Genomic DNA, 22,535 nt, shown 5'->3' with positions numbered 1-22,535 from the left:
TGACGACTACAGCATCTTTTAGAATGGATGCGACGGATGCCACCCACTTATTTTCATTCCTGGGGGTGACAAGGCCTCTGTCTTGTCATGCCTGTTTTTCGATTACATTTGGCCTACCCGGCGCTCCCGGTCCCATTGTGTTCGGTTTTCCGATTTCATTTGGCCTACCCGTTTTCGCATACATTTCAGGCTGATCGTGCACAGTTAAAAGAACGAATAAGGCCCTTACCCAATTCGGGTAAGGACCTCTTATTAAATCAAGAAATCTGCAGACAACAGCGGCCGGAAGTCCAAATGTTCTCTGTAGTGACGACTACGCTTCCAGATCAATTCTTAAGTAGCTTCATTTCACAGCTACATAGAACAAACGTTGCGAGGAATCATCTGCAGGGGTCCACTCGAAGTCCGCATAGACCGACACCCCGCTGAAGCCCGCCTTCAGCAGCTCCTGCTTCATCCACTCCGGGTCATAGGCACGCTGGGTATGGGTCTCTTCGAACCGGCGGTACACATCCCGGCTGCCCTCTTCACGGGCGAAGATGGATAGATGATGCTCAATCTCACGGCGCGGCTCATCCAGCTCACAGGTCCAGATATAGGATACATTAGGCTCATCCAGTACAAAAGGCTGCTCTTCCTCATAACGGATCAGCGTATTCGGATGATGAACATCGAATAAGAAGGTGCCGCCCGGCTTCAGTCCGGCATACGTACTGGAGAATACCTCCGTAATGTCCTGCTCTTCCAGCACATAATTCAGGCAATCACAGAAGGAGATGACGGAATCCACCAGCTCGGGCAATTCCCATTCCTTCATGTTCTGTCTGACCCAGAGTACACTCCCCTCCCGCAAAAAACGCCGTCCCTGCGGCTGCTGCTCCAGCTTGCGCTGGGCTACTGCCAGCATGTCCGAAGAGAGATCGATCCCCGTCATGTGATAGCCTGCCGCAGCCAGCGGAATAGTCAGGCTGCCGGTACCGCAGCCGAGTTCGGCTACCGTACGCGGCTTGCCGTACTTACTCCATGCCGTCTCGGCAAAGGCCAGCCACTCCGGGTACGGCATATCCGCCATAAGCTCATCGTATACATAAGCAAATTTGCCATAGGAAGACACTGCTACACCGCTTTCTCTATACTATTGGTTGTCATCCGATTCCGGCTCGGAGGATTCCTCTTCACGTGTGGCCAGATAGGTCCAGTTCTCCTTCTGGACAACCAGGCCTTCCTTCATCAGCTTGCCCAGCGCACGCTTGAACGCAGACTTGCTGATCCCGAAGCGCTGCTTGATGATATCCGGCGGTGTAGCATCCGAATAAGGCATTCCGCCGCCCGGCCGGGAAGCCAGGAAATCAAGCAATGCCGCTGAATCCACATCACGGCCCACTTCCTTGCGGTGGCCCATGCTGAGGTTGACGCGTCCGTCCTCACGGATATGCGCTACACGCGCTTCAATCACTTCGCCCAGACGCAGCAGGCGGCTGCGCTCGGAGGAGTGAACCATGCCGATAATGCCGAAGCCCAGCACACCGGCGTCTACAAGCACGAAGGTGCCCATCTGCAGCGGCTTATACACCCGGGCAGATACCGTCTGCCCCTGCCAGGACTCCGGTGCGGGCAGCGCCAGCGGCGCAAGCTCCTGCTCTCCGGCCAGCTTGGCCCGAAGACGGCCCTGCTTGTCATGCTCCATGATCGCGAAGACCTTGTCTCCAATCTGCGGGCGCAGCTCCACCAGTTCAGGAAGCTCGCCGAGCGGCAGCAGCAGCTGCCGTCCCAGTCCCATCTCCAGGAAGCAGCCCAGACGCGGATGAATATCGGCCACTTCAAGCAGCGCCATCTCGCCCAGCGTCAGGTAAGGCTTCTTCATTGTAGCGGCAGGACGATCCTCGGTATCGAAGAAGATGAATACCTCCACCTTGTCGCCGATCTTCGGCTTGCTGCCCACAAGCTCCGTGTAGTGAAGCATGATATCCTGGTCGCCCGCGCTCAGAAAGTATCCGTAAGGGGATACCTCCCGCATGACTTCAAGCGTAACCGTAGTTCCAGCAATCAGACTCATACCGTCTCCACGACCTTGGCATCGGACCACAGACGCTCAATATTGTAATATTCGCGTTCATCGCGGTGGAAGACATGGACAATGACATCGCCAAGGTCCATCAGAACCCAGCGAGCCGCGTCCATTCCCTCGATGCCCTTGATCATACCGCCTGCTTCATGGACTACCTTGCGTACCTCAGTGGCAATCGCCTGAACCTGGGTATCGGAATTACCGTGGCAGATGATGAAATAATCACTGATCGGCGACACATTGCGCAGATCCAGGGCCACCACGTTCATTGCTTTTTTATCTTGAACGGCGTTCAGAGCCAGTTCCAGAAGCTTGTTAGATTGTACACTCATCGTTTATCCTCCAATATTCTTACTAAATCGTTGCGCGCCAGCACCGTAAGCGGGAACACGATCCGGCGTCTCTCCAGCAGCAGGCTGATGGTGGAATCCAGTCCTGCAATAAGCCCTTCCTCCAGACTGACTTTAGCCAGCCTGCGTATCTCATCCACACCGGGGAAGTCCCGTCCAGGCTCGATATAATCGGCCAGACAGACGATCCGCTCCAGCAGGCTCATGTTCTCCCGGCCCGAGGTATGGTAACGGATGGCATCCAGTACCTCAGTATCCGTAATTCCATAATCATGCTCAGCGGCAAAAGCGCCCACCTCGGCATGCCATAGCTGCTTATCGTATTTCAAAAGCCCGGTGTTCAGCCCGTTCTGCTCAATGATCTCACGCATCTGTTCTACAGGCCAGTACTTGGCGACATCGTGCAGAATCGCCGCCGTCTCGGCCCGCTCAGGATCAGCGCCATAGCGCTGCGCCAGCTTCACAGAGGCTTCCATCACACCGAGGGTATGCTTCCAGCGTTTGTCCGGCATCTGGCCGGATACCTCTTCAATCAGCGCTTCACGGCTGTACTCCATACAATCCACTCCTTTGAACATATTCATACACAGCGTCAGGCACCATGTAGCGGATGGATTTCCCTTCGGCGGCCCGGGCCCGGAGCATTGTGGAGGAGATATCCACCAGCGGCATATCCGCAAGCTGTACCCGGCCCGCAATGAAGGCGGGCAGCAGCTCAAGATCGAGCGGAGTCCCCGGACGTCCGACACCGATGAACGTCAGCCGCTTCACCAGCTCTTCGATCCCCTGCCACTTAGGCAGATATTGAACCATATCCGCGCCCACTATGAAAAAGAATTCATGCTGCGGATATTCCTCCTGCAGACTGATTACCGTCTCCAGTGTGTAGGATACCCCGCCTCTGACTACTTCCCAATCGAGAATGCCGAAGGAGGGATGGTCCTTCACTGCTTCCTCCACCATGGCCAGCCTCTCCTCGCCGGTTGCCCCGGCCTCATGCTTATGAGGCGGAATATGCGAAGGCATGAACCAGACCTCCTGCAGACCGTAGCTCTCCCGCGCCGTCTCAGCCGCCATCATATGGCCGATATGCAGAGGATCGAAGGTCCCTCCCATTATTCCTACTTTCAAGAGGCCAACCTCCTATCTTGGAAGCTCAATCGTCTTGTTATCGCGTGATTCCTTGTACAGAACGATAGTCTTGCCGATTACCTGAACAAGCTCCGAACCGGATTGCTCGGCAAGCGCGGCACCAATTTCCTTAGGGTCATCAGCGTTGTTATTCAGTATGCTGATCTTCATCAGCTCGCGTTTCTCAATAGCTTCTTCAATGTGACGGATCAGATGATCGTTTACGCCGCCTTTGCCAACCTGAAATACTGCATCCAGATGATGAGCCAAAGAGCGGAGATAGCGTTTTTGTTTGCCAGTTAACATAAATGTGAAAACTCCTTAATTAACATATATTATTACCGTTTTGCTTCAAAATCATTTGCCCGGCGTTACGCCGAGGCAATCCACAATGGTCTGCCGCATAATATCAGCGGGGGCTTCCATTCCTGTCCAGTACTCCAGTGCATAGGCACCTTGGTACACGAACATTCCCAGCCCGCCGTGAATCCTGCAGCCCCGCTTCAGGCTCTCCGTTAGCAGCCGGGTATGCAGCGGATTGTAGATCAGATCACTTACAATCATCCCTTCATGCAGCCAGGCCGGGTCGATGGGCATATCCTCCATATGCGGATACATGCCTACCGATGTCGTATTGATCACGATATCCATGCCGCCGATGACGGAGGGCACGGCATCCATTCCCGTTCCGGCTACAGCTCCTCTGCCCGCGAAGCTGTCTGCCAGCTGCTGAGCCCTGTCCTGATTGCGGTTGACAATCAGGACGGAAGCCGGCTGCTCCTTCAGCAGTGCCGAGACAATGCCTCTGGCCGCACCCCCGGCTCCAATCACCAGGATGCGGGTACCGGACAGCTCCGGCGCAGCCTCTGCCTTCAGCGAACGGACATATCCGATTCCGTCCGTATTGAATCCGGTTAATATTCCCTTGTCATTAACAATGGTATTAACTGCTCCCACATCCACGGCGCTTGCATCCAGCCGGTCCAGATACTCCATTACCGCAACCTTGTGTGGGATCGTTACATTCACCCCGCGGAAGCCAAGGGTCCGTATGGCCTGCACGGCCTCTCCCAGCTTGTCCGGAGTGATATGCAGCGGCACATAAGCGCCTGAGAGACCCAGTGCCTGAAGTGCAGCCCCATGCATAAGCGGGGATTTGGACTGGGCAATCGGATCACCCATTACGCCCAGCAGGAGTTCCCCGGGAAGAAGGTTATCCTGTACGTTCCTGCCAATGTCAGTCATATCGTCACCCTCCTTAGATCAGCGAAGGACGGGTAAGTACCTTCACGCCACGCGGAACATGTATGGCGATTACCGCACCCGCAGTGCCGTTCACCTTGATCCAGCCCAGCCCGGAGATGAACAGGTCTGTCTCGCTGTTCCTGGCTATCCGGAATTCGTGCCGCTGCCACTGCGGCAGCTTGTCCATATCGGCCGTTCCCGGCGGAGACAACAGCTCGCCCCGGTGGTCCTGATACAAGGAATCTGCACGCTCCAGCTTCGTACGGTGAATCTTCAGCGTACTGCTGATGAAGCAGGTGAAGGATTGGCGTTCCCCCTGGATGAAGTCGAATCGTCCCAGTCCGCCGAAGAACAGCGACTGGCCTTCATTCAGCTGGTATACCGCCGGTTTGAGCGGATTCTCCGGCATTACAGCACCGAGATCCTTGCGCTCAACCATCTCACTGTACCGCCAAGGGTACACAATACCCGGAGTATCAATGATATAATGGCCGTCATCCAGCGGAATCTTGACCATGTCCAGGGTCGTGCCCGGATAACGGGAGGTCGTCAGCTCCTCTTCCAGGTCGCTGTAATCGGAGATCAGACGGTTAATCAGTGAGGACTTGCCCACATTGGTCGCCCCGACGACATAGACATCACGTTGTCCGCGCAGCTCGGTTACGGCCTCCAGCAGACGGTCGAAGCCCTGGTTGCGCTTCGCGCTGACAAGGACAATCTCTGCCGTGCGCAGCCCCTCTTCCTTGCAGCGTTGCTGCATCCAGTTGCGCAGCCTGTTCCAATTGGTCACCTTCGGCAGCAGATCGCTTTTGTTAACCGCCAGAATGACCTCGTTATTGCCGACAAAACGCTGCAGCCCCGATATCAGACTGCCCTCAAAATCAAAGATATCAACAATATGGATCACCAGCGCGTTCTTCTCGCCGACTCCGCTGAGCAGCTTCAGGAATTCGTCCTGGTCGACCGATACGGAAGAAGCTTCATTGTAGTTCTTAATCCGGAAGCAGCGCTGGCAGATCACCGGCTCCCGTTCAAATGCGACCTCCGGGATATAGCCGGGACGCTCCTTGTCCACACTCTGGAGCTTGATGCCGCAGCCGCTGCATTTCTCAGGCCGTTTCGTTTCGTCGTTCAATTCACTCATTAAGATTTATCCTCCTCTTGCCACAATCCTTGCTTCCGCAATCGTGTCAGGGCAATCTGCTCCACTCTGCGGTTGATTCTTGTTCCAATCCCTTCATCCTTGACGGAGATCGGCATCACGAGTACCGTGTACAGTCCCAGCCGGTTACCGCCGTAGACATCTGTAAGCATCTGGTCGCCGACAACAATCGTCTGCTCCGGCCCCAGCTCCATCAGCTTCATGGCTCTCAGGAACGGGGAATTGCTCGGCTTGCGGGCCTGATGCACAAATTCAATATTCAGCGGGGTGGCAAAACGCGACACCCGGTCCATATTGTTGTTGGATACGATGACAAGCTTGAAGCCAAGCTCCTTCACCTTCGCGAACCAGAGCAGCAGCTCAGGGGTAGCGAGGGGCGCCTTGGCGCCGACCAGCGTATTATCCAAATCCGTGATAATCCCACGGTATCCTTGCCGGTACAGCTCTTCCAGCGAAATATCGAATACGGTATTTACCCGGAGTTTGGGAACTAACCTTTCAAACAATTTATTCACCTCTTTTTCATACAGGAAACTTGTTGCCCGGTTCTATTTCGGCTACTGAAACCCCGGGTCCGGCAGGGTAATGTGTTACAGGGGCATTACCCTGCCGGACTTCATGTTTTTTCGCAGCCGCAAAGCTTCAGTATACACGCTGTGCCAGTCTTTGTCTTCAATAACCTCCGGGCTGTAATTCGCCCGTTCATACATCCCCAGCAGTGCTGCGAAGCTCTCCGCAGACGCCGGGCGTTCACGGCTCCACCGTTCCACGGATTCGCGCAGGGTTTCATGCTCTTTCTTAAGCATACCCTTCCGGTGCACATACCTTACCCAGCGCTGTGTTTCTGCGATAACTTTTTGCGCCGGAGTCGGCTGGCCGCCGATACGCATCCGGGTGATCAGGAACCGCAGGCTGAGCCGCCGCTGCCAGAGCAGGAATACGCCCCATAGCAGAAGCACTGCCACCGCCCCTGTCACTACCCAGGTACCGGGGTGGAATCCGGTATCTCCGTCAGCCTGGCCGGTTGCCGCAGGCTCAAGCTCCTCCGGCTCCACTTCCGGAGCTTCAGTCTGCTCTGCATTGTCCTGCTCACTCTGCGTCAGCACAGGAACATTGAAGCCGGGCGTCGCCTCTACCGGAACCCATCCGTAGTCCCCGAAATAAATCTCAGCCCAGGAATGGGCATCCGCATTGGTAATCGTATAATTATTATTCACTAGGGTACCGCCTTGCTGAAGCATCACATTATCCGGAATTTCGGCCTGCTCCCCCGGCGCGTAACCCTTCACCCAGCGGGCCGGTATATCCAGTGACCTCGCCATGGTAACCAGGGCCGTGGAATAATAATCACAGTAGCCTTCCCTGATCTCAAACAGGAAGCTCTCGACCATATCCTTGCTTTTGGCCCGTGAGGTATCCGGCTGATTCGTGTAAGGAAAAGTCTGCTGGAGATATTGCTGCAGCAATATGGTCTTCTCGTAAGGCGTGTCTGCCCTGGCCGTAATCTCCTTAGCCAGCGCGCTCACCCGCTCCGGGTAGTTAGCCGGGAGCTGAAGGTACTGCGGGTCGATATTCTTATTCCCGTATAGCTGTTCAAAGGTCTGAATGCTCAGCTCCTGAAAAGGAATAACCGGCACCTCTGAAGTTACCACATAGGTCTGCGGGTAGGCCCGCGTTTTCCCTGCGGAATTCCATAGCAGCTCGCTGTCTTCACTCCGCCATGACAAGCCGCTGCTCTGTTCTTGCCCGTCCACGGAGTCTACTCCCGAGATCGAATAGCCGCCGAAGACCACCGGATAGCTGTTCCCTCCCAAAAGCTTAACCGTCTGCTTCAAGGTCCGGGTCTCTGTCTTGGGGGCTACGGCGCGTTCCAGCGGCTCGCCCACCTGCACCTCCCGTTGCTCGCCCCGCCCGGATGAATCATCATCAGGCCAGCCTTTTCCCGAATACTTGCTGCGGGTCTCGCCGCGCATATAGGTGCGCAGATCGGAGGTCACGGTCATCACCGGCGAGTAATCGAAGTTGAAGCCCCCGCCCAGGTTGTCATCATTCAGACTGTATCCAGACGTCGTCCCGTTCGCGCCAGACCCACTGCTTGTACTGTCCCCGTTGCCGGAGGAAGGCCCGGAGGAAACAGACTTTCCGTTCCACTTTTGCCAAGCTGTATAAGGATCGGTTAAGGTTGGCCGGACCTCGGGCATATTCACCCCTGCAAGAATGACCAATGAGAATATGATGGCTATATTCAAGGCTACCTTCATCGGATACTTAAGCATGTAGGTCCAGCCCCGGGGATAATGAAGCTGGAAATTCCTCAGATGCTGTGTGACCAGCCAGCCCATCCCGGCAAATACGGTCCAGGCTACCTCCTGCCATAATACTGCTGTAGTGAACGAATCCAGTGCGGCGAAGGCCGTAATATTCATCGCGATGAACATCAGAATCCGCGTCTTGCCGTTCACCCACCAGGCGGACACCAGCAGCAGCAGCCAGGCTCCCAAGGCAAACCAGATATAAGGGCTCATCTGTATAGCTATACCCGGCAGCCGGTCCAGAAATGCAGGCAGCAGCGGATCAGGAGTGTACACCCCGTAATGGACAATGATGTTGTATACAATATAAAGCACTGCCGCACCTTCTAACGGAAGGCGGTATATCTTTTTGAATGGCAGAATGATTTCAATAGCAGTGACTGCAAAAAGGCTTAACGCAACAGCGACTGTCGTCTCCTCCAGCCAAAAGGGCACCGTGTAGGAGACCCACTGCAAAGCGATGATGGTCAGCCATAGCAGCGTCAGCCCGTGATGCCAGGAGGATCTTATTGCACGGAACCATTGCTTCATCGGACAGAATCACCTCCAAGTACCGCAGGAAGCTCCTGAAGTGTACTGATGCTATGACCGGTAATTCCATGAGACTGGAGAATATTCTGCCACTCCCCGGCCCGGTACTTCCCGGAAGGATGAAGGACATGAATGTGGGACGGGGTCATCCCCCGGCTGTCGGCCCAGCGCAGGGTGTCGAGTGCCGCCCGGCCGCTCTGCGGGCTGATCAGCACGAAGTACGCCCCTTTGGGGAACATCCGCTGGGCACTCTCCAGCCGGTTAATCAGCGGACCGCTTCCTTCCGCATTGATATCAATCAAATATTGAATCATCTTCTGCCGCTCCGCACTGCCTTCTGCCGGACTGAATACCTTCGTATTCTTATCCAGGCAGCACAGCCCGATCCCGATTCTCTCCCGAATACCGAAGCCGAGCAGCGAAGCCGTTATGGATACCGCCAGCTCGAAGTGCGCCGGGTTGTAGTAACTGCTTGAGCTGCCATCCAGCACCAGAATCGTTCTGGGAACGGATTCATGCTCGAATTCCTTGGACTTCCAGTCGCCGGTCTTCGCCGTCGCATTCCAGTGAATCCGTGTCAGCCGGTCTCCGTAGACATAATCACGGACACCGTTGATCTGCGTGGTCTCACGCCTGGACTGAAGCAGCGATACCTGCGGCCCGGACAGGCGCGCTTTGCGTTCATAGAGCTGCCAGCGCGGCACCATGACCGTTCTTGGCATCACCCGGAATTGCCCCTCCGCCTTGAATGTCCCTTTGTGCTCCATCAGACCGAAGATGTCCTCACTGAGGATATCCGTATTCTCAAAAGTATAACGCCCCCGCTCCAGCAGCGGTGTCTGGAACAGCAGCTCTCCCCGCCCGCCCATATTGGGAATGAGGCTCTCCTCGAACACCCAGGATTCTCCATTATGACGCTTGAGAATTTCCCGTACCACTACGTAGGGCAAAGGCAGAAATCCCGGAATCGTCACTTCCAGCTTCACCCGCAGATAACCGCCGGCGTAGAGCAGATCAGGCTTGTCCTGCTCCGAGTAGAAGCTGCGGGTGCCTTTGGCCCGCCGGACGCCTTCAAGACCTCCAATAACCAGATACAGAATGAGAACAGAGACCATGATAAACAGCATGAACGAGGTTTTGCCGCCCTGAAACAGCACATAACAGAGTGTGATGACCCATATCGCAAGAACGCCCATGAACTTCCTCGGCTGAATCACAGCGGCTGCCCTCGTAAGAATGGCTCTCATCTTATTGCCTCATGGTTACAGGCACATGAATGCTCTGAAGCAGCTTCTGCAGCAGGGAGTCCATGCTGATATTGTCCAGGCGCGATTCCGGCCGCAGCAGGATACGGTGCCCCAGGGCATACGGGGTGAGGGTCTTCACATCATCCGGCAGCACATAATCCCGTTCCTGGAGGAAAGCGTAAGCCTTGCAGGCCATCATGAACGACAAGGATGCCCGGGGGCTTGCACCCAGCAGGACCAGCGGATGCACCCGCGTCTGCCGGACCACATCCAGCAGGTAGTTCAGCACGGGCTCGCTGATGAAGACATCACGTATCTCCTCCTGGATGGCAGCGATCGTGTCCATGCTGGTTACGGGAGTCAGCCTGTCCACCGGCTGGCCCTGCTGATGGGTCAGCAGCAGGTTCTTCTCGGTATCCGCATCGGGATAGCCCAGGCTGATCCGCAGCATGAAGCGGTCGAGCTGAGCTTCAGGAAGCGTATACGTCCCCTCGAAATCTATCGGATTCTGGGTCGCACAGAGCATGAACGGATGAGGAAGAGGATAAGTCTCTCCATCGACCGTGACATTGCGTTCCTCCATCACTTCAAGGAGGGCTGACTGGGTCTTGGTGGTCGCCCGGTTAATCTCATCGGCCAGCAGAATATTGGTCATGACCGGCCCCGGACGGAAGTGGAACATCTCATCGCGCGGGTGATAGACAGATACCCCGGTAATATCACTCGGAAGAATATCCGGATTACACTGAATCCGCCGGTATTCACCGGACATCGAGCGGGAGAGCGCGCGGATGAGCTGGGTTTTGCCTGTGCCCGGAACATCCTCAATCAGGACATGTCCGCCTGCAAGCAGGGCCGTGAGCAGCAGTTCTATTTCAAAGCTTTTACCGAGAATACAGGATTCCAGATTAGTGCGAACAGCGTTCATTATTTGCGTCGATTCTTGACGTACGGGCATATATGGTAAACCCTCCTATATCAGAATAAGCAGTAATATATACATTTTACATGATAGGAGCACCCAAAGTACATGTTAGGTCCCCTGAATTTATAGAACCGCTTACGGGATTTATCCCAAAAAAGCGTGAAGTGAGTTCCCTCGTCTGCACGCTGGCTGCCCGCTTACGGCCGATTGGGGTGCACTTCTGCTCTTCCTTCTCGCTGGCTGCCCGCTTTCGGCCGATTGGAGTGCACTTCTGCTCTTCCTTCTCGCTGGTTGCCCACTTTCGGCCGATTGAGGTGCACTTCTGCTCTTCCTTCATGCTGGCTGCCCGTTTTCGGCCGATTCAGGTGCACTTCTGCTCTTCCTTCTCGCTGGTTGCCCACTTTCGGCAGAATGAGGTGCACTTCTGCTCTTCCTTCTCGCCGACTACCCGCTTTCGGCCGATTGAGGTGCACTTCTGCTCTTCCTTCTCGCTGGTTGCCCACTTTCGGCCGATTGAGGTGCACTTCTGCTCTTCCTTCTCGCCGACTGCCCGCTTTCGGCCGATTGGGGTGCACTTCTGCTCTTCCTTCGCACTGGCTGTACGCTTTCGGCCGATTGAGGTGCACTTCTGCTCTTCCTTCTCGCCGACTGCCCGCTTTCGGCCGATTGGGGTGCACTTCTGCTCTTCCTTCTCAATGGCTGCCCGCTTTCAGCCGATTGAGGTGCACTTCTGCTCTTCCTTCTCGCCGACTGCCCGCTTTCGGCCGATTCAGAGGGATTTATCCCTCTCTTTTCCTCCTTCCGCCCGCTTTCCGCCGATTGGGGTGCACTTCTGCTCTTCCTTCTCGCCGACTGCCCGCTTTCGGCTGATTGGGGTGCACTTCTGCAATTTCGGCGGAAATACATCATCTCCACGCAAAAAGGACCGCCGCCTGGCGATCCCGGAACTCACTATCCATCTTCTATCCCTAACCTGGCCCTTATCTCTCCGTCCAAATACAAATCCCTTATCCCTTCGGCCGTACCACCAGCGCCGCCAGGAACGAGAAAACAATCGCGGAGGAGATCCCCGCGCTGGTTACATCGAAGATCCCGGTGACGACACCGACCCAGCCGTCTCGCTCCAGCTCGGTCAGCGCGCCATGGACCAGCGAATTCCCGAAGCTGGTAATAGGGACGCTTGCTCCCGCTCCGGCAAATTTCACCAGCGGATCGTAGATACCGAAAGCGTCGGCGACGGCACCCATCACGACCAGCGTACTCATAGTATGAGCCGGAGTCAGCTTAATCACATCGAACATCAGCTGGCCAATGACGCAAATCGCACCGCCGACCAGAAAAGCCCATAAATAAATCATGCTCCTTCACCTCCGCTCTCCAAGGCTACCGCATGGGCCACGCATGGAATACTTTCGCCCTGCTGGTAAGATAGCGGGGAGAGCAGCGCCCCGGTCGCCACGATTAATACCCGTTTCAGCTCCCCCTTTTTCATCCGGCCTATGATATGCCCGTAGGTTACTGTGGCTGAGCATCCCGCACCGCTTCCCCCGGCAATGACATATTTCTGCTTGTCCAGGTCGTACATCATCAGGCCGCAGTCATTAAAGACTGTCTGCTCCATTGGAATACCTTCCTTGGCCAGCAGCTCCTTGGCAATCGGCAAGCCGATGGAAGCCAGATCGCCTGTGACAACCAGGTCATAATAACCGGGCGACAGACCCGTATCGCGAAAATGTGCAGTAATCGTGTCCGCCGCCGCCGGTGCCATCGCGGTCCCCATATTGAACGGGTCCTTCAGCCCCAGATCCATGATACGCCCAAGCGTTGCATAGATTACATGCGGCCCTTTGGCAGTTCCGTCATTGACACCCACCACCGCGCAGCCGGAGCCTGTTACGGTGTATTGGGCGGTCGGCGGCTTCTGTGAGCCATACTCTGTCGGGTAGCGGAACTGCTTCTCCACGGTACAGTTGTGGCTGGATGTACCGGCCAGCACATACTTTCCGCCGCCGGAATCGACAATCATCGAGGCGATCGCCAGACTCTCCATAGAAGTGGAGCAGGCACCGAATACTCCCAGATAAGGAACGCCAAGCTTCCGTGCGGCGAAGGAGCTGCTGATGATCTGATTCAGCAGATCACCGCCGACGAAGAATTCAAGCTTGTCCTGATCCAGATTCGCGTTCATCAGGGCAAGCTTGGAGGCTTTTTCAAACAGGGCACGTTCTGCCTTCTCCCATGTCTTCTCACCCATCTCCAGCGAATCGTAGATATAATCAAAGGTTGACGCAAGCGGTCCTTCTCCCTCTTCCGGTCCTACCACTGCCGAAGTGCCGAGGATGACCGGACGGTTCGTAAATTCCCAGGTCTGGCTGCCGAGTTGCTTCATCAGTTAATGTGCACCTCCCCAGCCCATAACGGCATACACTACGCCAACGATAAAAGCGGCAACAACCCCAAAGACGATAACCGATCCGGCCAGCTTGAACATGTTGCCGCCGACGCCCAGCACCAGCCCTTCCGCCCGGTGTTCGAGTGCAGCGGAACACATACTGTTGGCGAATCCAGTGACAGGCACCGCTGTACCTGCGCCGCACCACTGGGAGAGCTTGTCATACACCCCGAAGCTGGTCAGGATGACGGAGAGCAGAATCAGAATCGCCACCGTCGGACTTGCCGCCTCCCTCGAGCTCATATCAAAAATTGCCATGAACGCTTCCTGGATACCTTGTCCCAGCACACAGATTAAGCCCCCTGAGAGGAAGGCGCGTATACAATTCTTGAATACAGGGCGGGAAGGGACATACGGCTTGGCCAATTCCTGATAAGCCTGCGGGGTCAGACCGTCAAGGTTCAGCTTGACGCCTGATTTTTTTGTTTTTGCCGGCAAAATAGACACCTCCTGGACAAAGATACGAAAGGGAACGGGCAGCAGACAAACGGTTTCCCGTCCCTTCGTGCCATGCTTGATTAAGTTTTCCTTATTGTTCACTTTAGGCGGCTTCGTTATGTCTGCTTCTGCTCAGGAAAAATAAAACAATACAACAATCAGCAGCATAAACAGCACCAGAATCAGCACCGCCTCATTCTCCCGCCGGTACCGGCGGCGATACCGCCCGGGCAGGGTCTGTCTGCGGACCGGCACCTTCCTGAACCTTGCTTGGCTGCCTGTGTGGGCTACGCTCCCTGAGAGCCACATTCTCCTCGCTTCCTTTCCCCGGCTCCTGCCTGCAGAGCCCTTACTGCATAGTATTCGTACACTTAGCCACTGTGTTCATTTGCCTTTCTGACATGGACAACCAGCGCAACAATGTTCATACTAGATGACATAAAGGAGCGATATGTATATGAATACAGAAACACTTGAGTTGTTCAAAACATTGACAGAATTCCCCTCAGCCCCCGGCTTCGAGCGCGAGCTGCGCGCCTATGTCAAGGAGGCCATGACGCCTTACACGGATGAATTCATACAGGACCGACTGGGCAGCCTGTTCGGCGTATTGCGCGGTGAAGCGAACGGTCCCAAGATTATGGTTGCCGGACATTTCGACGAAGTGGGCTTCATGGTAACCGGCATTACGGACAACGGAATGATCCGCTTCACGCCGCTGGGCGGCTGGCTGCCTTCGGCGGTTGCCTCGCAGCGGCTGCAGATTATCACACCCAAGGGAACGCTGAACGGCGTAGTCGGCAGCACGCCGATTCACCTGGTAAGTCCCGAGGAGCGCGGCAAAGCCGGTGATATCGGCAAAATGTACATTGATATCGGCGCCGACAGCCGCGAAGAGGCCCAGAGCTTCGGTGTAGCTCCAGGCCAGCAGGTCGTGCCGGTATGCCCGTTCACTCCGCTGGCCAATCCGAAGAAGATTATGGCCAAGGCCTGGGACAACCGCTACGGCGTGGGCCTCGCCATTGAATTAATGAAGGAACTGCACGGCAAAGCATTGCCGAATACCGTATTCTGCGGCGCCACCGTCCAGGAAGAAGTCGGTCTGCGCGGCGCACGGACCTCGGCCAATCTGCTTGCACCGGATATCTTCTTCGGTCTGGATGCCAGTGCCGCTGCCGATATGACCGGCGACCGCCAGGCCTTCGGCCATCTGGGTCAGGGCGCGCTGCTGCGTATCTTCGACCCTACGATGATTACCCACCGCGGGTTGATCGAATATGTGCAGGATACGGCGGACACCCATAAGATCAAATACCAGTATTTCGTGTCTCAGGGGGGAACGGATGCAGGACAGGTCCATGTCAGCGGAATCGGCATTCCTTCGGCAGTCATCGGAATCTGCTCGCGATACATCCATACAGCGACCTCCATCATTCACAGCGATGATTATGCAGCGGCCAAAGAGCTGCTGATCAAGCTCGTCGAAGGACTGGACCGCACTACACTGCAGACGATTCTGGAGAACAGCTGATTGAATACGATGCCCCGCTGGTAGGGGGCATCGTATTTGTTGTGAACTGCAAACAGCCGCAGGGATAGGCTTCCCCTGCGGCTGTAATTCTATATATACATAAGAAGCACTAAAGAAATAAACAAAAAGCAAAAGAAGCGGAGGGGAAATTTGGAACTGTAGGAGCGGTAGCGTCCGCCTTTGTCACCGGATTTCACCCGCGTAGAGCGGTTTAAATCAAGAAATCTGGTGACAACAGCGGCCGGAAGTCCAAATGTTCACCGCAGTGACGATGAAGCTTCAAGTTTACAACTTAAGTGCGTCTTATCTCGCCATTTATTTCAGCTTCCCATACTGCTCCATCGCAGACTGATGAATAGGATGTTCCGCTGCTAGTCCCGTGTATTTCGTCAGCGCAGCTTCTGCTCCAAGCTCGGCAATGGCGGCTTGCAGCTGGGCCGCTTCCGGGTCGTCGCTCGCCTTGAACAGCAGCGCTCCGGCCATAGAACGGGCCAGGGCCGCATAGCTCAGCCCCCGGTCATAGGCCTGTGTTGCCGGAGACACCAGACGGTCACTCGGCGATAGCTTGCGCAGCGGCGAACGGCCGACACGGGATACTTCATCGGTCAGCGCGGGGTTGCGGAAGCGCTCCAGAATTTTGTCGATATACTTGCTGTGTTCAGCCTCATCGAAGCCGTGCTTCTGGATCAGCACTGCACCGGTCTCCTCCAGCACCTCACGAACCTGTGCCGTCAAGACTTCATCCGCCATGGCCTGCTGAATCGTCTCGTAGCCTTGCAGGAAGCCAAGGTATGCCGCTGAGCAATGACCCGTGTTGACCGTGAATAACTTGCGTTCAATATAAGGCTCCAGGTTGTCAACGTAATGCACACCTTCAACCGGCGTATACCCCGGGATCATCTGCGAAGCATCCACCACCCATTCATAGAACGGCTCAACGACGACCTTCAGAATATCCTCATGCTGCTGCAAGGGAACGATCCGGTCCACAGCCGCGTTAGGAAAAGCAACCGAAGCGTCAGCATTCGTGCGGGCCGCTTCATCCAGCTTCGCGTAGACCAGCTCTTTGAGCTGGGCACTGCCGCCAATCGCATTCTCGCAGGCGATAACATGCAGGGGAGCGGAAGAGACAGACAGCCTTCTGCTAATGCCTTCAGCCACAGTACCGGCAATATGCTTCAGTATGGATACGCCGACCGCTGTAGTAACCAGATCAGCTTCCGCAATCGCTGCGGCAACTTCCTCACCATGAGTTACGCTGCTGAGCGCAGTTACATTTTTCACCATCACCGTTTCCTGACCATCGCTGGCCAGTGTTACCGGATATTCGCCCCGCTCCTTAAGCTGCGCAACAAATGCTTCATTCACATCCACGAACGTAACTTCATAGCCTGCCTGCGACAGCAGCAGTCCAATGAAACCTCTGCCGATATTGCCCGCGCCAAAATGGACCGCCTTCATCACTCCATGCCCCCTTCAAAAATCGCAATGACATCAGCGGCAGTCGGGGCGTTCATGACGCGATCAATCGCATCATCTTCAGTGAAGATCATCGCCACATTAGTCAGAACCTCCATATGACCGTCGCCTGCGGCGGCAATGCCAATGACCACGAATGCCGGCTCATCGCCGCCGAAGTCCACACCGTCCGGGAAACGGATGATAGATAAGCCAGTCGATTTAATAAAAGGCCGCGCTTCCTTGGTACCGTGGGGAATGGCCAGTCCGCCGCCCATATAAGTAGAGACCACTTCCTCACGCTCCAGCATCTTGGGCACATATTCTTCCGTTACATGTCCTGCATCGACCAGCAGCTTGCCCGCCATAGCGATCGCTTTGTATTTATCCTTTGCAGCACCGTGCATAATTACTTTGTTTTCTGACAGTATACTCATATGATTTCTCTCACTTTCAAAGTTTATTTTGGAAAAAATGCAGCAGCTCCGAGGACAGGTACCCCCGGATCTCTGTCTCTGTACGTTCCTCCAGCAATTGGACCAGCTCGGAGTTAAGCAGCAAGGCGCTGATCTCGCTGAGCACCTCCAGACTCTCCTTAGACAGCCTGCGCGGAGCCAGCATGAGCAGAATGACTCTGACCTCTGTATCTCCCTCCAGAATGACGGGCTGATGCAGCCGGTACAGGGTCAGCGACGACAGGTGAATATGACTGCTTCGGGTATGGAAAAGAGCGAGCGCGGTATCCGGGATCACCTGACTGGTCATCCGCTCCCGTTCGAGCAGCCGCTCCAGCACAATTCCGGCATCCCCGACCACACCGTGTCCACTCAGCATCTCCAGCATTTCCACTAATGTCGCATACAAATCCATCCCCTTGTTGTTGATTGGATGGAACCGGAACCGCTCCAGCAGACTGACGATCTCATCCAGAATGCCCTTGTAGCTCCTAAGCTGTTCAAGGGACGCTTCCTTCCGCACCGGCTGGTCCGGCCCGCCGGATGTTCTGTTCTCCCGTTCGCGCAGCGTGATGTTCTGGATATAGCTCAGCAGCTTCTCGATCTCTTCCGCTGTGAGCAGGGGGCTGATCTTGATGTAACGCTCCTTATCAATCGGCAGATCAATGGTCGAGATAATCAGATCGTAATCCACATCCGGCAGCCGTGCAGCTTCATACCAGGATATATTGCCGAGAATCTCAATCTGCGGCATTTCCTTAGTCAGCCGGGTAGCCAGCAGACGGGAGGAGCTAAGTCCGCTGGCGCAGACCAGAATCGCCCTAACATTGCGCCTTAGCTGGTTGAGCCGCTCTGAGGAGGCTCCGAAATGCATGACGAGAAAGCCGATTTCTTCATCCGGAATCTCAAGCTCCAGCTCCATATCCTCTACGGAGGCACGGACGATGTTGAACAGATATTCATAATCCCTGCGGATGGGGCCAAGCAGCGGATTGCGGATGCGGGTGCCTTCACGAATCCGCTTCAGCGCCGGATCAATATGCTCCAGCAGCCCCTCGCGCAGAGTGCGGTCACTCTGGAAGGGAAGCCCTGTGCGCTTGACCACACTCTCCGTCAGCTTGTAGACAATCTCCATTAATTCAATATCGCCATAGGCATAGCCTGAGGAGGAGAAGGAATCCTGGACCCGGTCGAATAATCCTGCAATATACAGGATCTCTACCCGGGGAATCTTCATCTTAAGCACCATTTCAAGCTGCTGCACGAATCGCTCGGCCCCGGCAATATTGCGGTGGTCCGACACTCTGGAATAACCCGCTTCTTCTCCGCTGTCGATGCTCCGTCCGATTTCAATCCGCCGGGTCGTTACAGCAAGACCCAGCAGCATCTCCATATAGACAATCTCCGGCAGCTCGGCCGTCCACTTCCATTCCATATCCCACAGCGTATTCTCAATCTCCATGAGATTTGACTTGCCTACCGTAGTCAGCAGAACCCGGAAGGCAGGGTTACTCTCGGCCAAGGAACCATGACCGACCAGATCGGAGAGGTCCAGATGTTCGGCGGCCAGCCGGGCAACCGCCCGGCGCTTGTCGATCTCACTGCCGGTGATTTCAACCCCATAGCCTCTTCTGCGGACCAGCTCCAGGCCGAACTTGCGGACCCAGTGCTCCAGTTCATCCAGATCATAGCTGACGGAAGCCACCGTCACCTGAAGGGAATGGGCAAGGGTAAACAGCTTCACCGGCTCCTCTGCCTCCAGCAGGGCGCATAGCTCATACACCTTGCGGTCCTCCCCGGAATACTCGGCCGGCTTCTCTTCCCGCAAAAACAGGCGCAGCTCTGCAAGACCGGCCTCCGGGCCGCTCAATTGTATGCCTTTCCCTGATTTCCTGATCAGATCAAGACCGAAATTCTTCAGCGCGGACTCAATATCCTCCATCTCCCGGTGTACCGTTCTTACGCTGACACCGGTAGCCTCGGCGATTTTCACGGCTGTAATTTCTCCGTTGACTCCGAGCAGAAGCCAGAGAATCTGGCGCTGTCTGGCGGTAATTTTTCTCATTTCCGCAAACCCTCGCCCTATATGGAGACAAACGCTGGCTTTGGGGGCCAGCGTCTCCTTATTTAACATTTTTATCCTATACTTAAATTGTACACTTCTGCTTCTTACTTCAAACGTTCCACAAGCTCATCGTATTTCGGGCTCTTCAGGAAGTTGTCGATCGAGATATGCTCTGCCCTTGGATTGCTGGCAATCGCACGGTCTGTAAGGGTTTTCTGCGTAACCACGATGTCGGCATCCGCCGGAATTTCACTGACAGCAGAGTTCGTAACAGTGATGTTCACCCCAGCATTTTGCAGTTTCTTTCTCAGGACCGAAGCCCCCATGGCACTTGAGCCCATCCCTGCATCACAAGCGAAGACGATTTTGTTCACATTGGCTTTGGTGCGGACATTGGAAGCTGCGGCTACGGTTGCGGCAGTCTGAGCTGCTGTACCGGCAGACTTCATGTCTTTCATCTTAGCTGCTGCTTCTTCCAGATCAATCTCTTCTTCATCGTTCTTCTTGGAGGATCTCAAGAGTACTGCCGCGATCAGGAAGGACACGATTGTAGCAACGACTACACCGGCAATCATCGGAAGATATCCGCCCTTAGGTGTCATTGCGAAGTAAGCAAGAATACTTCCTGGAGAAGGAGAAGCTGTAAGTCCTGCACCCAGCATCTGGAAGGTGAATGTCCCGGACATCCCGCCGCCGATGACAGCCAGAATCAGACGCGGATTCATCAGGATGTAAGGGAAGTAGATCTCATGAATACCGCCCAGGAAGTGAATGATGATGGCGCCTGGTGCGGAAGATTTCGCAGAGCCTTTACCCGCCAGCCAGTAAGCAAGCAGGATACCCAGACCGGGACCCGGATTCGATTCAAGCATGAACAGGATGGATTTGCCGATTCTTTGTGATTCTTCAAGCGCAATCGGGCCCAGTACACCGTGGTTGATCGCATTGTTCAGGAACAATACTTTGGCCGGCTCAATGATGATGTTGATGAGCGGCAGCAGGTTATGGTTAACCAGAAACTCAACGCCATTTGACAAAATATTGGTCAATCCCTGAACCAGAGGTCCAACCCCTTTAAGCGCTCCAAGGGTCAAAGCCCCGCCGATAATACCAAGGGAGAAGTTATTGACAAGCATTTCAAAACCGGCTCTGATTTTGCCATCCACCGCTTTGTCGAACTGCTTCAGAACCCAGGCGGCCAGCGGACCGACAATCATGGCACCGAGGAACATTGGAATGGTTGAGCCGACGATAACCCCCATGGTCACCAGAGCGCCGATGACAGCGCCGCGTTTGCCGTGAACCATCTGTCCGCCGGTGTAACCGATCAGCAGCGGAAGCAGGTAAGTAATGATTGGGCCTACCAGTGCTGCCAGGCTTTCATTAGGATACCAGCCGGTTGGAATGAATAATGCTGTAATTAATCCCCAGGCGATAAAAGCGCCGATATTCGGCATAACCATACCGCTGAGCATACGACCAAATTGTTGAACCTTCACCCTTGCACCGCCGGATGAAGTTTGCGTAGTTGCCGTTGTGGCCATTTAAGATGCCCCCTTATTGAAATGAATGGAAGCCTTTCCGCTACTCTTCCTGAAAGGTTATTCCCTTTGAACACATCGTAAATCAAAGCGCTTTCTTTGTCATCAAATTGAAAACACGGTTTCGTCATGAACGTTGTTGACAACATTTAAGAGTTCCTGCCAAGGGGCTAAAGTCCGGTATTTCCAATGCTCCTGGCGGCCTATAATAATCTTTATAGAATGCACCATTTTTCATAAAATATCATGAATTCCCTAAGGGCACGCACTGCAAAAAAGCCGTCTCCACTGTGGAGACAGCCTCGCAGCCTTACACTATATCAGGGTCACATCCATATCAGATCATATCCAGCGGAACCTTCCACGACGGCTGCGGAAAAGCATCGTCCAGCTGCCATAGCTCGTCGTCTGTAAGCACCAGCTTGCCGGCAGCCGCGTTCTCAATCACATGCTTGACGCTTCCGGCCTTGGGGATAGCTAGTACATCCCCTTCGCGGATGCTCCAGGCCAGCAGAACCTGCAGGGGGGTGACCCCGTGATTCCGGGCGATCTGCTGGACCGCTTCATTCTCGGTCAGCCCTTTTCTCAGCGTTCCTGCCTGGGCCAGCGGGGAATACGCCATGACAGGAATTTTGTGGCCTCTCATCCAGGGCAGCAGCTCATGCTCGATGCCTCTTGAGCCAAGATGATAGAGCACCTGGTTCACTGCGCAGTGATTGCCGCCCGGAATGCGGAGCAGCTCCTGCATATCCGGGGTATCCAGATTGGATACGCCCCAGCGGACTATTTTGCCCGAAGCGACCAAGGCCTCCATCCCTTCCACCGTCTCTTCCAGCGGGATGGTGCCGCGCCAATGCAGCAGGTACAGATCCAGATGATCCGTGCCCAGCCGCTTCAGGCTGGCTTCGCAGCTGCTGACCAGCTTAGTCCCGCCAGCATTATGCGGGTACACCTTGGAGACCAGGAACACGCTGTCGCGGATGCCCTCCAGCGCTTCACCGACCAGCTCCTCGGAGCGGCCGTCCCCGTACATCTCGGCCGTATCAATCAGATTCATGCCCAGCTCCACACCTTGCCGCAATGCGGCAATCTCTTCTGCCCGCTTCGCAGGCTCCTCGCCGATCTGCCAGGTTCCCTGTCCCACTCTCGGCAATACAGCTCCATCCGGTAAAATGATCGTATCAGATACAGGTTTGCTCATAATAATGGAAGTCTCCTTATAGGATAATGTTATTACTTACTATACTTACCATATTAGCTCCTGTGAAACATCCGGCAAGTGTCTAAGTCTGTAACGTTTGGAGCAGAATCAGCCGATAAGCTTCAGCCCGGCGACAGCCCCCAGGATCAGCACGATGCAGGCAATCCGCCGAGGATCACGCGCTTCACCATAGAATACCATTCCCATGACCGCTGCCCCGGACGCTCCGATCCCCGTCCAGATCGCATACGCTATCCCCATGGGTAGGCTCTCCATCGCCAGGGAGAGCAGCAGGAAGCTTGCTCCGAACCCCAGAACAAGCAGTGCGACAGACTGCCAATTCCGGTTCTTGTGCAGCTTGCCAATCATTGCTACCCCGAACATCTCGCATAAACCTGCGGCAACCAGCATGATCCATGCCAT

At 55.0% G+C, this 22,535-nt stretch carries 23 protein-coding genes; 1 reads left to right on the top strand and 22 read right to left on the bottom strand.

Features of this window, described 5'->3' with window-relative positions; translation table 11 throughout:
- Positions 1 to 343 precede the first annotated feature (343 nt).
- From HQN87_RS09680 to HQN87_RS09605, 16 genes are all read right to left on the bottom strand, one after another.
- Complete coding sequence (locus HQN87_RS09680) at positions 344 to 1,114, bottom strand: class I SAM-dependent DNA methyltransferase (protein WP_173131337.1); 771 nt, start codon at positions 1,112 to 1,114, stop codon at positions 344 to 346.
- Positions 1,115 to 1,135: 21 nt separating this feature from the next.
- Positions 1,136 to 2,056: a CvfB family protein gene (locus tag HQN87_RS09675; RefSeq protein ID WP_173131334.1), complete on the bottom strand. Its 921-nt coding sequence runs from the start codon at positions 2,054 to 2,056 to the stop codon at positions 1,136 to 1,138.
- The gene (rsfS, locus tag HQN87_RS09670) at positions 2,053 to 2,400 is read right to left on the bottom strand and encodes a ribosome silencing factor (RefSeq protein WP_173131331.1); all 348 of its coding nucleotides are present in this window, start codon (positions 2,398 to 2,400) and stop codon (positions 2,053 to 2,055) included. The genes HQN87_RS09675 and rsfS overlap by 4 nt, the downstream gene beginning before the upstream one ends.
- Positions 2,397 to 2,975, bottom strand: a complete 579-nt coding sequence (yqeK, locus tag HQN87_RS09665; RefSeq protein ID WP_173131439.1) for a bis(5'-nucleosyl)-tetraphosphatase (symmetrical) YqeK — start codon at positions 2,973 to 2,975, stop codon at positions 2,397 to 2,399. Before yqeK ends, rsfS begins: the two co-directional genes overlap by 4 nt.
- Positions 2,959 to 3,549: a nicotinate-nucleotide adenylyltransferase gene (locus HQN87_RS09660; RefSeq protein ID WP_173131318.1), complete on the bottom strand. Its 591-nt coding sequence runs from the start codon at positions 3,547 to 3,549 to the stop codon at positions 2,959 to 2,961. Before HQN87_RS09660 ends, yqeK begins: the two co-directional genes overlap by 17 nt.
- A 12-nt stretch (positions 3,550 to 3,561) precedes the next feature.
- Positions 3,562 to 3,855 (bottom strand): ribosome assembly RNA-binding protein YhbY, encoded by a 294-nt coding sequence (gene yhbY / locus HQN87_RS09655; protein ID WP_173131315.1) that lies wholly within the window; start codon positions 3,853 to 3,855, stop codon positions 3,562 to 3,564.
- Positions 3,856 to 3,906: 51 nt separating this feature from the next.
- Positions 3,907 to 4,794, bottom strand: a complete 888-nt coding sequence (gene aroE, locus HQN87_RS09650; protein WP_173131296.1) for a shikimate dehydrogenase — start codon at positions 4,792 to 4,794, stop codon at positions 3,907 to 3,909.
- 13 nt (positions 4,795 to 4,807) lie between these two features.
- Positions 4,808 to 5,938: a ribosome biogenesis GTPase YqeH gene (gene yqeH, locus HQN87_RS09645; RefSeq protein WP_173131293.1), complete on the bottom strand. Its 1,131-nt coding sequence runs from the start codon at positions 5,936 to 5,938 to the stop codon at positions 4,808 to 4,810.
- Positions 5,938 to 6,462, bottom strand: coding sequence for a YqeG family HAD IIIA-type phosphatase (locus HQN87_RS09640; protein WP_173131290.1), 525 nt, complete (start codon positions 6,460 to 6,462; stop codon positions 5,938 to 5,940). The genes yqeH and HQN87_RS09640 overlap by 1 nt, the downstream gene beginning before the upstream one ends.
- Positions 6,463 to 6,546: 84 nt before the next feature.
- Complete coding sequence (locus HQN87_RS09635) at positions 6,547 to 8,799, bottom strand: transglutaminase TgpA family protein (protein WP_173131287.1); 2,253 nt, start codon at positions 8,797 to 8,799, stop codon at positions 6,547 to 6,549.
- The gene (locus HQN87_RS09630) at positions 8,796 to 10,046 is read right to left on the bottom strand and encodes a DUF58 domain-containing protein (RefSeq protein WP_173131284.1); all 1,251 of its coding nucleotides are present in this window, start codon (positions 10,044 to 10,046) and stop codon (positions 8,796 to 8,798) included. Before HQN87_RS09630 ends, HQN87_RS09635 begins: the two co-directional genes overlap by 4 nt.
- A gap of 1 nt (position 10,047) precedes the next feature.
- Positions 10,048 to 11,004, bottom strand: coding sequence for an AAA family ATPase (locus tag HQN87_RS09625; RefSeq protein WP_173131281.1), 957 nt, complete (start codon positions 11,002 to 11,004; stop codon positions 10,048 to 10,050).
- Between the two features lie 974 nt (positions 11,005 to 11,978).
- Complete coding sequence (spoVAE, locus tag HQN87_RS09620) at positions 11,979 to 12,329, bottom strand: stage V sporulation protein AE (RefSeq protein WP_173131279.1); 351 nt, start codon at positions 12,327 to 12,329, stop codon at positions 11,979 to 11,981.
- The gene (gene spoVAD, locus HQN87_RS09615) at positions 12,326 to 13,360 is read right to left on the bottom strand and encodes a stage V sporulation protein AD (RefSeq protein WP_173131276.1); all 1,035 of its coding nucleotides are present in this window, start codon (positions 13,358 to 13,360) and stop codon (positions 12,326 to 12,328) included. The genes spoVAE and spoVAD overlap by 4 nt, the downstream gene beginning before the upstream one ends.
- Positions 13,361 to 13,363: 3 nt before the next feature.
- Entirely contained in the window at positions 13,364 to 13,861 is a 498-nt protein-coding gene (spoVAC, locus tag HQN87_RS09610; protein WP_173131273.1) for a stage V sporulation protein AC, read from the bottom strand.
- 132 nt (positions 13,862 to 13,993) lie between these two features.
- Positions 13,994 to 14,170, bottom strand: coding sequence for a hypothetical protein (locus tag HQN87_RS09605; RefSeq protein WP_173131270.1), 177 nt, complete (start codon positions 14,168 to 14,170; stop codon positions 13,994 to 13,996).
- Between the two features lie 148 nt (positions 14,171 to 14,318).
- On the opposite strand from HQN87_RS09605, the gene HQN87_RS09600 reads away from it, so the two are divergent.
- Entirely contained in the window at positions 14,319 to 15,392 is a 1,074-nt protein-coding gene (locus HQN87_RS09600; protein ID WP_173131267.1) for a M42 family metallopeptidase, read from the top strand.
- Positions 15,393 to 15,707: 315 nt separating this feature from the next.
- On the opposite strand, the gene HQN87_RS09595 is transcribed toward HQN87_RS09600, so the two are convergent.
- The 6 genes from HQN87_RS09595 to HQN87_RS09570 form a co-directional block, all read right to left on the bottom strand.
- A complete protein-coding gene (locus HQN87_RS09595) occupies positions 15,708 to 16,853 on the bottom strand; it encodes a mannitol-1-phosphate 5-dehydrogenase (RefSeq protein ID WP_173131264.1) in 1,146 nt (381 codons plus the stop codon).
- On the bottom strand, positions 16,853 to 17,287 hold the full coding sequence (locus tag HQN87_RS09590; RefSeq protein ID WP_173131261.1) for a PTS mannitol transporter subunit IIA: 435 nt from the start codon (positions 17,285 to 17,287) through the stop codon (positions 16,853 to 16,855). The genes HQN87_RS09595 and HQN87_RS09590 overlap by 1 nt, the downstream gene beginning before the upstream one ends.
- Before the next feature lie 16 nt (positions 17,288 to 17,303).
- Entirely contained in the window at positions 17,304 to 19,370 is a 2,067-nt protein-coding gene (locus HQN87_RS09585) for a BglG family transcription antiterminator (protein WP_173131258.1), read from the bottom strand.
- Positions 19,371 to 19,474: 104 nt separating this feature from the next.
- Complete coding sequence (locus tag HQN87_RS09580) at positions 19,475 to 20,914, bottom strand: PTS mannitol transporter subunit IIBC (protein WP_173131255.1); 1,440 nt, start codon at positions 20,912 to 20,914, stop codon at positions 19,475 to 19,477.
- A gap of 334 nt (positions 20,915 to 21,248) precedes the next feature.
- Positions 21,249 to 22,112 (bottom strand): aldo/keto reductase, encoded by an 864-nt coding sequence (locus tag HQN87_RS09575; protein ID WP_173131252.1) that lies wholly within the window; start codon positions 22,110 to 22,112, stop codon positions 21,249 to 21,251.
- Between the two features lie 108 nt (positions 22,113 to 22,220).
- Positions 22,221 to 22,535 (bottom strand): DMT family transporter, encoded by a 315-nt coding sequence (locus HQN87_RS09570; RefSeq protein WP_173131249.1) that lies wholly within the window; start codon positions 22,533 to 22,535, stop codon positions 22,221 to 22,223.

It is taken from the genome of Paenibacillus tritici, from assembly GCF_013204885.1.
GTDB classification, from domain to species: domain Bacteria; phylum Bacillota; class Bacilli; order Paenibacillales; family Paenibacillaceae; genus Paenibacillus_AQ; species Paenibacillus_AQ tritici.
Note: the sequence above shows the minus strand (reverse complement) of the source record. Positions and strands in the feature narration are given on the sequence as shown.

Coding starts and splice junctions, on each gene's coding strand:
- HQN87_RS09675 (WP_173131334.1), bottom strand. CDS start 2,056: ATGAGTCTGATTGCTGGAACTACGGTTACGCTTGAAGTCATGCGGGAG.
- rsfS (WP_173131331.1), bottom strand. CDS start 2,400: ATGAGTGTACAATCTAACAAGCTTCTGGAACTGGCTCTGAACGCCGTT.
- yqeK (WP_173131439.1), bottom strand. CDS start 2,975: ATGGAGTACAGCCGTGAAGCGCTGATTGAAGAGGTATCCGGCCAGATG.
- yhbY (WP_173131315.1), bottom strand. CDS start 3,855: ATGTTAACTGGCAAACAAAAACGCTATCTCCGCTCTTTGGCTCATCAT.
- aroE (WP_173131296.1), bottom strand. CDS start 4,794: ATGACTGACATTGGCAGGAACGTACAGGATAACCTTCTTCCCGGGGAA.
- yqeH (WP_173131293.1), bottom strand. CDS start 5,938: ATGAGTGAATTGAACGACGAAACGAAACGGCCTGAGAAATGCAGCGGC.
- HQN87_RS09635 (WP_173131287.1), bottom strand. CDS start 8,799: ATGAAGCAATGGTTCCGTGCAATAAGATCCTCCTGGCATCACGGGCTG.
- HQN87_RS09630 (WP_173131284.1), bottom strand. CDS start 10,046: ATGAGAGCCATTCTTACGAGGGCAGCCGCTGTGATTCAGCCGAGGAAG.
- HQN87_RS09625 (WP_173131281.1), bottom strand. CDS start 11,004: ATGCCCGTACGTCAAGAATCGACGCAAATAATGAACGCTGTTCGCACT.
- spoVAE (WP_173131279.1), bottom strand. CDS start 12,329: ATGATTTATTTATGGGCTTTTCTGGTCGGCGGTGCGATTTGCGTCATT.
- spoVAD (WP_173131276.1), bottom strand. CDS start 13,360: ATGAAGCAACTCGGCAGCCAGACCTGGGAATTTACGAACCGTCCGGTC.
- HQN87_RS09605 (WP_173131270.1), bottom strand. CDS start 14,170: ATGTGGCTCTCAGGGAGCGTAGCCCACACAGGCAGCCAAGCAAGGTTC.
- HQN87_RS09600 (WP_173131267.1), top strand. CDS start 14,319: ATGAATACAGAAACACTTGAGTTGTTCAAAACATTGACAGAATTCCCC.
- HQN87_RS09595 (WP_173131264.1), bottom strand. CDS start 16,853: ATGAAGGCGGTCCATTTTGGCGCGGGCAATATCGGCAGAGGTTTCATT.
- HQN87_RS09590 (WP_173131261.1), bottom strand. CDS start 17,287: ATGAGTATACTGTCAGAAAACAAAGTAATTATGCACGGTGCTGCAAAG.
- HQN87_RS09585 (WP_173131258.1), bottom strand. CDS start 19,370: ATGAGAAAAATTACCGCCAGACAGCGCCAGATTCTCTGGCTTCTGCTC.
- HQN87_RS09580 (WP_173131255.1), bottom strand. CDS start 20,914: ATGGCCACAACGGCAACTACGCAAACTTCATCCGGCGGTGCAAGGGTG.
- HQN87_RS09575 (WP_173131252.1), bottom strand. CDS start 22,112: ATGAGCAAACCTGTATCTGATACGATCATTTTACCGGATGGAGCTGTA.
- HQN87_RS09570 (WP_173131249.1), bottom strand. CDS start 22,535: ATGGCATGGATCATGCTGGTTGCCGCAGGTTTATGCGAGATGTTCGGG.